The 13,448-nt window shown below is 53.4% G+C and carries 10 protein-coding genes; 9 read left to right on the forward strand and 1 reads right to left on the reverse strand.

Features of this window, described 5'->3' with window-relative positions:
- The first annotated feature begins 210 nt into the window (after positions 1 to 210).
- The 9 genes from AC0YN3_RS31590 to AC0YN3_RS31630 all read left to right on the forward strand — a co-directional run bounded on the left by AC0YN3_RS31590 (position 211) and on the right by AC0YN3_RS31630 (position 12,535).
- Entirely contained in the window at positions 211 to 1,050 is an 840-nt protein-coding gene (locus AC0YN3_RS31590; protein ID WP_475778859.1) for an STM4015 family protein, read from the forward strand.
- A complete protein-coding gene (locus tag AC0YN3_RS31595) occupies positions 1,023 to 2,258 on the forward strand; it encodes an STM4014 family protein (RefSeq protein ID WP_475778817.1) in 1,236 nt (411 codons plus the stop codon). The genes AC0YN3_RS31590 and AC0YN3_RS31595 overlap by 28 nt, the downstream gene beginning before the upstream one ends.
- A gap of 6 nt (positions 2,259 to 2,264) precedes the next feature.
- Positions 2,265 to 3,050, forward strand: a complete 786-nt coding sequence (locus AC0YN3_RS31600; RefSeq protein ID WP_475778818.1) for an STM4013/SEN3800 family hydrolase — start codon at positions 2,265 to 2,267, stop codon at positions 3,048 to 3,050.
- 12 nt (positions 3,051 to 3,062) lie between these two features.
- A complete protein-coding gene (locus AC0YN3_RS31605) occupies positions 3,063 to 4,421 on the forward strand; it encodes an STM4012 family radical SAM protein (RefSeq protein WP_475778819.1) in 1,359 nt (452 codons plus the stop codon).
- Positions 4,418 to 5,281: an STM4011 family radical SAM protein gene (locus AC0YN3_RS31610; protein ID WP_475778820.1), complete on the forward strand. Its 864-nt coding sequence runs from the start codon at positions 4,418 to 4,420 to the stop codon at positions 5,279 to 5,281. Before AC0YN3_RS31605 ends, AC0YN3_RS31610 begins: the two co-directional genes overlap by 4 nt.
- Before the next feature lie 396 nt (positions 5,282 to 5,677).
- Entirely contained in the window at positions 5,678 to 6,100 is a 423-nt protein-coding gene (locus AC0YN3_RS31615; RefSeq protein ID WP_475778821.1) for a ubiquitin family protein, read from the forward strand.
- Positions 6,101 to 6,120: 20 nt separating this feature from the next.
- Positions 6,121 to 11,076: a DUF5724 domain-containing protein gene (locus tag AC0YN3_RS31620; protein ID WP_475778822.1), complete on the forward strand. Its 4,956-nt coding sequence runs from the start codon at positions 6,121 to 6,123 to the stop codon at positions 11,074 to 11,076.
- A gap of 72 nt (positions 11,077 to 11,148) precedes the next feature.
- Positions 11,149 to 11,679 carry a type 1 glutamine amidotransferase domain-containing protein gene (locus tag AC0YN3_RS31625; RefSeq protein WP_475778823.1) on the forward strand — a complete coding sequence of 177 codons (531 nt, stop codon included), beginning with the start codon at positions 11,149 to 11,151 and terminating at the stop codon, positions 11,677 to 11,679.
- A gap of 235 nt (positions 11,680 to 11,914) precedes the next feature.
- The gene (locus AC0YN3_RS31630; protein ID WP_475778824.1) at positions 11,915 to 12,535 is read left to right on the forward strand and encodes a hypothetical protein; all 621 of its coding nucleotides are present in this window, start codon (positions 11,915 to 11,917) and stop codon (positions 12,533 to 12,535) included.
- A gap of 56 nt (positions 12,536 to 12,591) precedes the next feature.
- Here the strand turns inward: AC0YN3_RS31630 and AC0YN3_RS31635 are convergent, their stop codons facing one another.
- The gene (locus tag AC0YN3_RS31635) at positions 12,592 to 13,407 is read right to left on the reverse strand and encodes an alpha/beta fold hydrolase (RefSeq protein WP_475778825.1); all 816 of its coding nucleotides are present in this window, start codon (positions 13,405 to 13,407) and stop codon (positions 12,592 to 12,594) included.
- Between the last annotated feature and the right edge of the window lie 41 nt (positions 13,408 to 13,448).

Here is a 13,448-nt window from a genome sequence, read left to right on the forward strand (position 1 = left end):
GCCGTTTACGCTTGAAATATAGGAGAGTATAGCATTTCGCCCACTTTCTCTATATTTCTACGCGAAACGAAAGCTTGGCCGCCAGAGGTCGGCTTCAGCCGTTTACGCTTGCCTGCCATAGGTACCAGATGTGACTATGGGACCATTGACGCAATCAAAAATAGCATGTTACGCTACCTTCATATGGAAACAAATGGAGGGATACACTTGATTGAAATTCGCTTATCAGTAGGGTATGACGAGTATGAAGAAGGGGCAAGAATGTCCAGCTTGATTGAAAAACTGGCATCGAGCCCGGATGGCGAGAAGCTGTCCATACTAACGATCGGCGACTGGGGTCAGGCGTATGAAAATTCTCCGGAGAGCTTTATTGAAACATTGATCAGCCATAAGGATTCATTTCCTAACTTAACGAAACTATTTATTGGAGATATGGGCTTTGAAGAGTGCGAGGTGTCTTGGATTAACCAGACGAATCTCTCTCCGCTGCTTGCAGCTTTCCCGAATTTAAAGTCGCTGTCGATAAAGGGCAGCCAGGAGCTAAGCTTGCAGCCGCTCGTTCACGAGAACCTAGAAGAGCTTGTTATCATTTGCGGCGGGCTTCCGCAATCCGTGCTTCAGGAGATTACGAACGCAAGGCTGCCGGAACTGCGCAAGCTAGAGCTTTACTTAGGTGTAGAGAACTACGGCTTCGATGGAGGGATTGAGGATGTTTTGCCGCTCCTGAAAGGCGATCTGTTCCCTAAGCTTACGTATTTAGGACTGAAGGACAGCGAGATCCAGGATGAAATCGCGATTGCGGCTGCTGACGCGCCTATACTCGACCAGTTAAATACGCTGGACTTGTCTTACGGCACGTTGACCGACGAGGGTGGGGAGGCTTTGCTTGCGAGTGCCCGTATCAAGAAGCTGAAGCATCTTGATCTGAGCTACCATTACATGTCAGACGAGCTCGTGCTCCGTTGGCAGCAATCGGGCATGTCCGTCGACGTGAAGGACCAGCAGGAGTCAGATGAGGATGATTGGCGTTATCCGTTCCTTACCGAATAATGGAGAGATGCGAGCAGCCTTATTTGCTTATTGCTAATTCTTCCAATAAACGGACGGCAGGGCTGCAAGCGGCCAGAGCGAAGCTTGGGCTTGCTCCTGCTGCTGTACTGCCGTATGAGCAATTGCTTAGCGGCGACGCATGCATAGGAGATGTCCTCAGAAAGCTTGCCGGCAGGGGCGATATCATCATTCGGCTCGATGCTCCCGGAGAGAACCCGGCTGTCGAGCGGCAGCTTATTGCATGGGGTGCTCCGGATCGCAATGGAGACGACATGTTTTGGTCAGGCGGTTCTCTGCCGCACGGCATTTCGATCGTATCGTCGGAAGCGCTCCTGCTGCCGCCTGAGCATGGCCGAATCTGGCATCCGGCGCAGTGGTACCGGGGTTATTGCCGGTTTCTCGCGGCGATGCAGCGGGAGGTTAAGGCTTCAGGCGCCCGGGCTTACTGGGTAAACTCGCCGGGAAGCATAGCCAAAATGTTCGACAAAAGAACCTGCTGGCAGCTATTCGAGCGTCACGGCCTTCAACTGCCGGCACTCCCGGCCGCGGCGGGAACTATCAAAGGCTATGAAGAGCTTCGGGCTGCCATAAGCACGAGCGGCATGAAGCGACTGTTCATTAAATTAGCCTGCGGCTCTGGAGCCGCGGGCGTTATCGCTTACCAGACGAATCCGCGCACGGGGGCGGAGCTGGCTATTACGACGATCGGCTCGGAGCCGGCTTCTAACGGCTTTAGCTTTTACAATGCCGGCCGGTTGAGGCGTTACAGCGATGCGAAGGACATCCGCCGCATTATCGATTGGGTATGCGGCGAAGGCGCGCATATCGAGCGCTGGATCGAGAAGGAAAGCTTCGGGGGCAAAGCCTTTGACGTACGCCAGCTCGTCGTGAACGGCAAGGCTTGCCACACCGTCGCTCGACTGAGCCATACGCCAATTACCAATCTGCATTTGCGTAACGAGCGCAGCATGGACATGAAGCGCCTTCTGCCTGAAGACGTTAGGCAAGCGGTCCAGCAGACTGCCGAGAAAGCGCTCCGCGCATTCCCGGGCAGCTCGGCGGCAGGGGTGGATGTGATTGTCCAGCGAGGCAGCGGCGCTACCTATCCCATTGATATCAATCCATTCGGCGATTTGCTGTATGGCGCCGAGTACGAGGGGATGAACACCTACGAGTGGCAAATGCGCCAGCTTCTCAGAAAGGAATAAGCAGCTATGCTGAATATGAACCATATTGTGGGCACCCACGATATTTTAATGATTACGCTCGATACGCTTCGGTATGACGCGGCTAAGCTGGAGGAGGCGAATTGCCCGAACCTTTGCGGCAGCGGGGGGTGGGAGAAACGGCATTCGCCGGGCAGCTTCACCTATGCGGCGCATCATGCTTTTTTCGGAGGGTTTCTGCCAACCCCCGCGACGACCGATAAAACCTCACATGTGAGGCTGTTCCATACGAAAAATACGGGGCTGAGAACGCATCCCCACACATGGTTGTTTGACGCCCCGGATCTTGTATCCGGCTTGCAGGAGGCGGGTTACCGCACGGTCTGCATCGGAGGCGTCATTTTTTTTACGAAAAAGAACAAGCTGGCTAAGGTGCTGCCCGGTTATTTCCAAGAGAGCTATTGGCGGATGACCTTTGGCGTGACGAATCCGCGCTCGGCCGAGCATCAGGTTAATCATGCTTTGAAGCTGCTGGAGAAGGCAGATCCTGCCCAAAGGCTGTTTCTGTTTCTTAATATTTCAGCCATGCACGGACCGAACCGCTATTTTGTCCCAGGCGCCAAACAAGATTCGGTCGAAACCCAGCGGGCAGCGCTGCGTTATGTGGATAGCCAGCTTGGCGTATTGTTTGACGCGATGCGGAATAGGGGTAAAACGTTAGTCTTGGCGTTCTCGGATCACGGAACCGCATATGGGGAGGACGGCTACGAGGGGCATCGCCTCGCTCATGAAGTCGTGTGGAACGTGCCGTATCGCGAATTTATATTGAGTTAAGGAGGGAACAGCATGCTGCAACCATCATCGCTACCAGCTACTCCCGAACGGCGGGAGACCGAGCAGCGCTGGACAGCGGCTCCATACCGCTCCTACTTGTATTCTTATCCGCATAAGACAGCTTATCGCGATTTATCGCCAGCGGAACCGCTGAAGGAGCTGTGGGAGCGGGATCAAACCGATTATTACTTTTTGTATATGCACATTCCCTTTTGCGGGGCACGCTGCGGCTTCTGTAATCTATTCACGCTGCCGGACCGCAGGGCTAGCGTGCATGAGCAGTATGTGGATGCGCTTCAGCGGCAGGCTGAGGAGTGGGCGCCATGGTTCCGTGGACGGACGTTTTCCAGATTCGCCATTGGAGGAGGGACGCCAACGCTTCTCGAGGCTGCGCAGCTGAACCGTCTGTTCGATATTGCTGAGCACACGATGGGCCTTGATCCGCGGCAAGCCTCCATCTCGGTCGAAACGTCGCCGGAAACGGTGACCGAGGATCGCATGCGCGTACTGAAGGATCGGCTCGTTGACCGCGTCAGCATGGGCATTCAAAGCTTCGTCGAGGATGAAGCGGCTGCGATCTACCGTCCGCAGAAGCCGCGCCTTGCGGAGGAAGCGCTGGAGAAGCTGATGGGCTACCAATTTCCGCTCATTAATATCGATTTGATATACGGCTTGCCCGGTCAAACGTCGGATACCTGGCTGTACTCGCTCGAGAAGGCAATCGGCTACGGCCCTGGAGAAATATTCATTTATCCGCTGTATACGCGGGAGAATACGATTCTGAAGCCGGATCAGATCCGCAGCGCTGGCTCGGATATTCGCTTGGAGCTGTACCATATTGCGAGGCAAAGGCTCGAGGCGGCCGGCTATAGGCAATATTCGATGCGGCGCTTCGCGAAAGAAACGAATTTCACCCACAAAAGCATTCTGCCCTTCAGCTGCCAGGAGGAAGGCATGGCCGGACTCGGCTGCGGGGCGCGCTCGTACACGCGCGACGTGCATTACGCTTCGCGTTACGGCGTGAGCGCAGCCGCAACTAGAAGCATCATTGAGGATTACGTTGCCGCAGAGCGTCATGATACGGCCGATTACGGATTTAGGCTAAGCGTTGCTGAGCAGAAGCGAAGATTCATTCTGAAAGCTTTGCTGCACCGAGAAGGTTTGGCACTCGCCTCCTATGAAGCTCGCTTCGGAAGCGATGCGGTGAATGAGCATTCCGATCTGCAGGAGCTGCTCTCGCTTGAACTCGCTGAGCTGGATGAGGGCATCCTTCGGCTGACGACGAGAGGGATGGCGTATTCGGATGCAATCGGAGATGAGCTCATCTCCGGCGATGTAAGAGAGCTGATGAACGGATACATCGTCCGATGAAGGCGGTGCTGTATTACCGTGGAGCGCTCTCATCCTGCAACTATGATTGTCCTTACTGTCCCTTCAGCAAGACGAAGGACAGCAAGGAGACGCTGGAGAAGGATAGGCAGCAGCTGCTCGCCTTTATGGACTGGGTTCGCGTGCAGGGAGCGGCCGGACATCGGCTGTCGATCTTTTTCAACCCTTACGGCGAGGCGCTCGTTCATCGTTGGTACCGCGAAGCGATGACGGAGCTGTCGCATTTGGAGCATGTGGAGAAGGTGGCCGTGCAAACGAATTTATCGGCGAAGCTGGATTGGACGGAGCAGCTTGAGAAAAGCAAGGCCGCCTTCTGGGTAACCTACCATCCTGGACAGACGAGCGAGGCCCATTTTTTGGGCCAGTGCATGAAGCTTTACCGGAATGGCCTTGCATTCAGCGTGGGCTCGGTTGGCATCCGCAGCGCTTTTGGCGCAATCGCGCGCCTGCGAAGCGAGCTGCCGCCGGACGTCTACCTTTGGGTGAACGCGTTCAAAGACCGAAAGGCGTATTATACGCTTGACGAGATCGCTTATCTTACGGGCATCGATCCCTATTTCCAGCTAAACGTCCCCGATTACGACAGCCTAGGGGCGCGCTGCGGGGCTGGCGAAAACGTGTTTTATGTTCAGGGCCCCGGTATTGTGAAGCGCTGCTACAGCGACCGGAAGGTCATCGGACACCTCTACCGTGACGGTTTGGAGGGTCTTTCTTCAGAACGTCCCTGCGGGATGAAGAAATGCGGATGCTATATCGGCTATATTCATATGCCTGAGCTAGCCATGAACGATGTTTACGGCACAAGCTTGCTCGAAAGAATCCCGGCTGGCTATGCCCGCTGAACGGGAATAATCAAATACGATCGGCTATTTCCCCCAATGGATAAGCAGCTGCTGTGAACGGTGATGAAAACACGCCTCGCAGCAGCTTTTTTTTAATATAAGACTGTATATGTTTCACGCGATAAGTATTCTTCTATTTCTACGAGAAACGGATACCTCCTCTTGGGGAGGACGGCGAAGCCGTTTCTTCTTGACGTATAGGAAAGGATATGGGTTTGCCCTACCTTTCTCTATACGTTTCGCCGTAACGATGGCGTCTATTAAAAGGACGCCGTCAGGCGTTTCTTCTTATGCTTGCTATCGGTAGGATCCCGTCATTTTCCGTACTTGGAAATGAAATTCCTTATTATGGTACGATAAGCCTAGTCGATTATTTCACTAGCTGGAGGTGCAGCTGTGTTAAATGTGTTCATAACGGTTAAAAGCTTAGGAAGGAAAAAAAATCATCTCGACCGTCTGGCATGGCCGCTTGCGGAAGCGCCGCCAACCTTGAGAGCATTAATTGAAGCCGTCGTGATCTCGGGCGTCCAATCGTTTAACGAACGGGAGACGCAAGTGCCGCTCGTTTCCTACTTGACCCAGAACGATATGTTGCGGCAAGCCGATGGGGGGAAGGTTGGTTTCGGTACCTTGTACAACGAGCAAGGGAACGGCGAGGAGGAGGCTGTTTCTACTGCGCTGCTCGCCTTCGAGGACGGTTTGTATCGTGTGTTTATTAATGGGAACGAAGCAGAACGGCTGGATATGCCGCTTGCCCTCCGCGACGGAGACGAGCTGGCATTCATTCGTTTTACGATGCTATCCGGAGGATTATGGTAGGACGATAAAAAGGAGGCAGGATGATGGATCGTGCAGAGCAAAAGCTCTATTTCCAACAAATGAATGACAAAGCGGCAGTAATACCGCTCTCCGATTCGCACCAGCGGCTCGCGCTGCTGCTTGTCCGGTTAGGCGAACGGGGATACAACGATTATGAGATTAGCGCTGAGATTAAAGAGCAGCTGCTCGTTCTTGCGTCAGGAGAAGAGCAGCCGCTGTTCGAGCCGCTTGCAGTCGTGATCGACGAGCTGCTGGATGATCCGTACGGCCGCGTATTTCGCTATATATCGGAACATGCCATCGAATATCCGTACAGCACCGGCTATGCGCGCAGGCCTTTTCGAACCAAGGAACAGCGGCTCCATGTGGATCGGCTGCTGACCAAGTTGATTTCCTTGTTTTATTTGCAGGCCAGGCATTTTTCGGTTACGGATTATTTGACGGTTCCCGGTTACCTCTCAGAGAATGAATACCAATTCCCGGCAATGGCGATAGCAGATATGGTTGCATACGCCATTGACGCTGGCGATGATGCGGTCATGGAAGCTTTAAAGGATATCATTCATGGCGATAACAATACCGCGTTATTGTCCCGTACGATGATATCGGGTATCTTCCTCAGCCACAACCGAGACGCTTATCGCATGATTGGAGAGCTTCTGGTTGCAGCGAGGCTGCAGGAGGGCCTGCGGCAAAGCATTGTAGAAGCGATGGACGAGGGAACGATCGAAGCGATGACCGACATGATGAAGGTTATAACGGAGCATGATCTGATCCGCTTTAGCTCCGTTATTCGGGCATTGGACGTATGGACGGGCCTGGCGCTCGAAGCCTCCAATGCACGGGTAGCTAGGCAAAATATAGATTATGCGGCGCAATGCTTGACAGATCCCGCTGCATTGCGGGACGGCTTGGCGAGCCATGACGTGAATAAGCTGTTCATGAGTCTATGGGCGACAGCCGTGCGCGAGGAGAAGCAGCTGTACGAGCAGATCAGCCTGATTATGGCGAGCGAAGAGCCTTTTCGGCAAATTGTGGCGCAGCATATGCTCGCGCAATCCCAGAACGAAGATATCCGCTTTCTAATCGCGCAGGACTGGCTGGGTGAGCCGCATAAGGAAGTGCAGTACTGGGTACTGCAGAATTACACTTTCGACTATTCGTTTGAGTGGGAAAGCGACTCGCGGGGAGCATACAGGCGCCTTGTATTTAGAAGATCCGTACTGCTTGAAGACAAAGCGGTGAGGCAGCGGCAGTACGGGCAGTTTAAGGCAATGCTTGCGAGCGTGGCTGCGGCGGATAATGAAGAGCGATCAAAGGTGTTTCCGTGGGTGAGCTACTCGTTTACAGCCGATATGGTTGTCCGCAAGCTGTTGTATTTGTCCGCCTACGATATGGATAGGGAATGGATTGCCGATATAATAGCCATAAAGGATAGGCTGAGCTCTGATATGAGAGGCGAGCTGCTTCGGTTTTTTATATCCGATCCCTCGGATGCGGCTCAGCGCGCCTTTCTGCTGGCTTCCCTTGCAGATAAAAGCATGAGCAACCGTGAAATCGCCATACATAAGGCTTCGGAGCTCGCGTTGAGCGAGGATGAGCTCGCAGCGGTAGCCTCGCTGCTCAAGCTGAAAACGGGAACGCTCAGGCAGGCGGCAATCGGATTGCTGTTGAAGCAAGCCCCGAACCAGCTGACGGGCGTGCTGGAGCTTCTGCTGCAAAGCCGGAATGAGCTGCAGCGCCTGGCAGCGCTTGAGCTACTGACGGAGATGAAGGAAGAGCCGAGATTGGCCGAGCTCTCAAGCACTATGAAGGAAGAAGTTGATTTAATGGAGGAGCCTACTGAGAAAGAGCGGCTGCTCATCGCCAAGCTGAAGCAGCAGACGGCATATACGCTCAGCGCCGGGTTGGGCTTATTTGATCCGTTGCTCGTGCAGGAGGAGCTTGCGGGCAAAGCTCAGCTGCCGCTCACCGCATTGGGTGAAGGCAAACGTTATTTCACTTTGACCCTCGAGCAGATCAGCGGCTTTATGAGAGGTTTGGCGGATCTCGTTCATCTGCACCGGGAGCATGAATATGAAGCGACTGACTATTCAGGCGCGAAGCAGACTCTGCTGGTAGGGGCGCAGCTGACGAAGATGAATTGGAGATATGAGCCGGATGATGCTACGCAGGAGCTGGAGCGTTATCCGCTCGCAAGCTTGTGGTCGGACTATTTGGATAGCAGCGGATTTGGTCCCGAGGAACTGCTTCAATTTCAATTCCTGCGCAGCGAATATAAGCTTTACAGCTATGCAGCCGGTGAGCTGGAGCATTGGGAGTCAGCGCATTATAAGCCTGCCGAGGGCTGGAGAAAAGAGCTGCTTGACCAGCTCTATCCGCTTGATCTTATGCGTGAGGTGCATCTGATAGGCGAAAGCTTACCCTATAGCTCGCAGGTTTATCGGATCATCAACGCTTATGTCGAAGACAGCCGCGGGGTAGAGCAGTTCGAAACGTCAAGGCATATCCTTAGCTTGATCATCAGCTGTTTCCCGTTTGAGTGTGCGAAAGAGGAGAGCCGGCTGCTTGATTTGTTCACGGGCTTCTGGAATCGGATACTTCGTTCCAATAGCCGCGATGATGAATCTTTCACCGAATGGATTCGAACCATATATCCCTTGTATGAGAAGTTTGGGTTCGAGCAGCAGCTGCTCGACACGAAGGATTTCGCGCGCGCGTTCAGCTTAGGCGTGATCGATGAGAATGAGCTGTATAAGGAGCTGCTGTCGAGGCCGCACAGCGCTACGCATATCAGGCAGCTGACAAACCCGAAGCGCAAGCTGGCCGAAACCTACCCGCAGCTCGCTGCCATCAAAGATGCAGTGGTGCAGCGCATTCTGGAGCTGGAGCTAAGCCGCGGGGAATTGGCAACCGAGGTGACTCACTTAGCGATGGGCATTATGCATATCGAAGGCATTCGTACCTTCACTGCGATTCTTGAAGGGCTGGACAAAGAGTCGTTCGTCCGCGGCTATATTTACGGATACGGCAAGGACATCACGCGCAAGGAAACCTTTTGCCACCTGCTCAAGGCTTGCTGTCCCGGAGTCAACGAGGATGCTGCGCTGCTTCGGGAACAGCTGCTCCAAAAGAGCATTTCGGAGATTAGGCTGCTCGAAGCCGCCATGTATGCGCCGCAGTGGGTGGACCTTATCTCCGATTATTTGGGCTGGGACGGCCTGCGCAGCGCGGCTTGGTATTTCCATGCGCATATCAATGAATCCTTCTCCGCGGAGAAGGAAACGATCGTTGCCCATTACTCGCCCATCGATCCGCAGGATTTCAACGATGGCGCCTTTGACATCGTGTGGTTCGGGCAAGCCTATGGAGAGCTTGGCGAAGAGCGATTCCGGCTGCTGTACCAGTGCGCGAAATATATATCGGCAGGCGCGAACCATCGTCGCTCCCAGCTGTTTGCGGATGCCGTTCTCGGAAAACTGAATGCAAGCGAGCTTCAGGCATCGATTATAGAGAAGCGGAATAAGGATTTGCTGCTCAGCTATAGCCTGCTCCCTTGGGGCGGAGAGAAGGAGAAGACTGGAGAAGTGCTGGAGCGATACTCATTCATCCAGCGTTTTTTGAAGGAAAGCAAAGCTTTCGGCGCACAGCGAAGGGCTAGCGAGGAGAAAGCGTCCAGCATCGCGCTGGACAATCTAGCGCGCAATGGAGGCTATGCCGATGTCATACGCTTGACTTGGGATATGGAAAGCAGGAAGCTCGATGAGCTTCTTCATTATTTCGAACCGCATGAGCTGGATGTTGGGATCTCCGCGCAGCTGACGATTGATGAGCTCGGTAAAACGGAGATTCAAGTAACGAAGCAAGGCAAGAAGTTGAAGTCGGTGCCTGCCGCTCACAAGAAGCACCCGTATATCACGGCACTTAAGGAAACGAAAACCGAGCTGACTGACCAATATAGACGCGCGCGTACGGAGCTGGAGCGCTCAATGGTAAGCGGGAGCGGCTTCACGCTGCATGAGCTCGGCAAGCTGTTCCGGAATCCGGTCCTTGCTCCGCTAGTTCGCGAACTGGTTTTTAAGGCTAATGGAAAGCTAGGCTACTACAGCGAAAGCGATGGGCAGCTAATTGATGCTCTGGGAGCGAAGCATAGGCTGGAAGAAGCGGACGAGCTGATCATCGCGCATCCGTTTGACCTATATGCCGGCGGCGAGTGGAGCTTATTCCAGAAGGGATTGTTCGACCGGCAGGCCGTGCAGCCGTTTAAGCAAATATTCAGAGAGCTGTATTTGCCGAATGCCGATGAACTTGCAGGCGGCTCGCTGTCCCGCCGATATGCGGGCCATCAGGTACAGCCTCGCAAAACGGTAAGCTTGCTGAAAAGCCGCAAGTGGACGATCAGCTATGAAGAGGGCTTGCAGAAGGTTTATTACAAAGAGAATGTCATTGCGAATATCTATGCGCTTGCTGACTGGTTTTCTCCTTCGGATATCGAGAGCCCCACGCTTGAAACCGTCCAGTTTTTTAATCGGCATACGTTGAAAGGATTGGATATCTCAGAGGTCCCAAGTCTTGTGTTTTCCGAGGTTATGCGTGATATTGATCTGGTCGTCAGCGTCGCGCATGTCGGCGGCGTCGATCCGGAAGCAAGCCTCACCACGGTCGATATGCGCCTTGCCATCGTAAGAGAGTCGCTGCGCTTGCTTAAGATCGTCAATGTCCGCTTCGAGGGCAAGCATGCCTTGATCGACGGCAAGCTGGGTGAATACAGCGTCCATCTGGGGAGCGGAATCGTACATAAGCTGGCCAAAGGAGCGCTTGCGATTATACCCGTTCATTCTCAGCATCGCGGCCGCGTATTCCTGCCATTCATGGATGAGGACCCGAAGACGGCGGAGATTCTGTCCAAAATCGTTCTGCTGGCGCAGGACGGGAAGCTGAAGGATCCGCAAATATTGGCGCAGCTGCAAGCCTGACCTGCATGCTTCAAATGCTGCCATTTCGGGTATAGTACATTATGGTAGAAATAAGGAAGGGAGCGTGCAAGGATGACGCAAGCCAAAAAAGTAGCTTTTTTGCTGGCAAATGATTTTGAAGACTCCGAGATGCAAAATCCGTATGATGAAATGGTGAAAAATGGCCACGAGGCCGTTATTATCAGCTTGAACGGCCACGAGGAGCTGACAGGCAAGAAGGGGACGATCACGTACACCTCGCATCTAGGTATCGATGAAGCGAATGCGGAGGATTATGCTGCGATCATTATTCCGGGCGGGAAGTCTCCGTCCCATTTGAAGGATAACGCTGCCGTGCAGGCATTCATTAAAAAAGCGGACCAAGCAGGTACGACGATTTCGGCAATCTGCCATGGACCGCAAATTTTGGAGGCAGCGGGTTTGCTCAAAGGCCGGACCCTTACCGCTTATCCCGAATTGTCGGGGGAAATAGAAGCCGCGGGCGGACATTTCGTCGATAAAGAGGTCGTGGTCGACCGGAACCTCATTACCTCGCGAACACCGGCGGACGAGCCTGCTTTTATCCGCGAGACGATTGACAAGCTGGGCGTAAACGCATGGTAGCGTAACACGGCTTGCGGCGCATGTAAAGGCATGCAAGTCTCGGGTACAAAGGCTGTTCTTGAATCTTAATTGATTGAAGAACAGTCTTTTTGCTATTTAAGTTTCACAATGGTTTTGACTGTGCTTGGCCGCGGCACATCCTAATTGTCTATTGCGCAAAGCTGGAGTATACTTCATCTAACAGGCAAATACGGACAAGGGTTTTACCAAATTGAACGAACAAGGAGGTCTTCGCATGTCTGGCACTGTGATTGATAGGGAGACAGTCCCAGCAGCAGGACCGTCCAAGCTCGTGAGCCGGATTTCGATTATTGATAATGGGATGCTGACGCTTCAAGCTTGGGGGGCCGATCACATCTGCAAGGTTTGCATTGCGAACAGCGGTTCATGCTGCAGGGATTGCCGGAATCTCTCGGATGGCGTAGGGTGTCAGCTTCGGAACACGAGCTGTACGGCATGGTTATGCGGATTCCATAAATATTTATTGTATGAGGTTGGACAGCTGGAGCAGTGGCAGGCATTCTGGGAGCAGGTCCCTGGTCAGGATTATCGGGAAGACTTCACTCCTGAACGGCTTTCCATTAAGAAGGTATTGCAAAGGCCGAAGCAGACGATGGACCATCTCGGGGAGGCGCTCGCTGCCGACCTGCAGGATATGGCACGGTCGCATATCGCGATTGGCATCATCCTAACGCTCCGGGAGAAGCTGGATAAAAATATTGATCAATTTCAGCTGGAGGAAAAAGACCATAAGCGGAAAATGCGAATCAAAAGAAAAATCAAAGTGCTGTCCAGCGACTTTCAGCGTTTCCACTTTTTGTTGAACAAATATTACAGTGATCTGTCAGAGGTCTGATTGCCGCTCGGAATAGCAAAGGAAGAGGAGCCGAAGGTCCGGCTCCTCTTCTGCATTTATTTCAAAAACTCAAGCAGCTCTTGATTGAATCTAGCTGGTTCGTCGTAGAGCATGCCGTGGCCGCTTTGCTCGAAGGTGACGAGCGTAGAGCCATCGATTCCGTTTAGCAGCTGCTTCGCGAATTCCGGCGGGCAGATTTGGTCCAGAGCGCCTTGGAAAATGGTCGTAGCCGCTTTAATCTGCAAGATGTCCGATCTTAAGTCCTCATCGCGCAGCGATTCGAACGTACGTACCGTTCCCCAAGCAGAAGCCTCTAAGCCTAGCTGCTGGAGCCAATCCTTGAAGGGATCGGATATCGGATTGGAATCTGTATTGGCTAGAAACAGCTCGCCGAAGTCACGAAGCATCTGCGGACGGTCTTTTTTGGCGGCAGCGATCTGCGCATCGGCATCTTCTTTCTTCATGCCATGCGGATAATCGTCCCGCTGCGTGAAGGAGGGAGCTGCGGCGCCAAGCAGTGCGAGCTTCTGGATGCCATAGCCTCCATGCCGTGCCATATAACGGACTGCGATGGCTCCGCCTACCGAGAAGCCGATCAAATAAGCATGCTCCAGCCGCAAATATTCTATGACCGCCTTCACGTCATCGGCGAGCCTATCATAGTCGTAGCCGGCTGCAGGCGCGCTGGATTTGCCGAAGCCGCGCTGGTCAATGCCGATACAGCGGTAGCCTTGCTCTGAAAGCAGGGTGAACTGAGCTTCGAACATGCGGCTGCTCAGCGGCCAGCCATGCAGGAAAATAACCGGGGTGCCGGTGCCGATATCCTCAACGTATAGCTTCACTTTCCTCTCAACCTCAATATAATGTCCCATAGTATCTCTCCTCCCGTGATTATCCTTTTTATTACCCCAAT

The organism is Paenibacillus sp. J22R232 (assembly GCF_056269165.1).

Coding starts and splice junctions, on each gene's coding strand:
- AC0YN3_RS31600 (WP_475778818.1), top strand. CDS start 2,265: ATGCTGAATATGAACCATATTGTGGGCACCCACGATATTTTAATGATT.
- AC0YN3_RS31605 (WP_475778819.1), top strand. CDS start 3,063: ATGCTGCAACCATCATCGCTACCAGCTACTCCCGAACGGCGGGAGACC.
- AC0YN3_RS31610 (WP_475778820.1), top strand. CDS start 4,418: ATGAAGGCGGTGCTGTATTACCGTGGAGCGCTCTCATCCTGCAACTAT.
- AC0YN3_RS31620 (WP_475778822.1), top strand. CDS start 6,121: ATGATGGATCGTGCAGAGCAAAAGCTCTATTTCCAACAAATGAATGAC.
- AC0YN3_RS31625 (WP_475778823.1), top strand. CDS start 11,149: ATGACGCAAGCCAAAAAAGTAGCTTTTTTGCTGGCAAATGATTTTGAA.
- AC0YN3_RS31630 (WP_475778824.1), top strand. CDS start 11,915: ATGTCTGGCACTGTGATTGATAGGGAGACAGTCCCAGCAGCAGGACCG.
- AC0YN3_RS31635 (WP_475778825.1), bottom strand. CDS start 13,407: ATGGGACATTATATTGAGGTTGAGAGGAAAGTGAAGCTATACGTTGAG.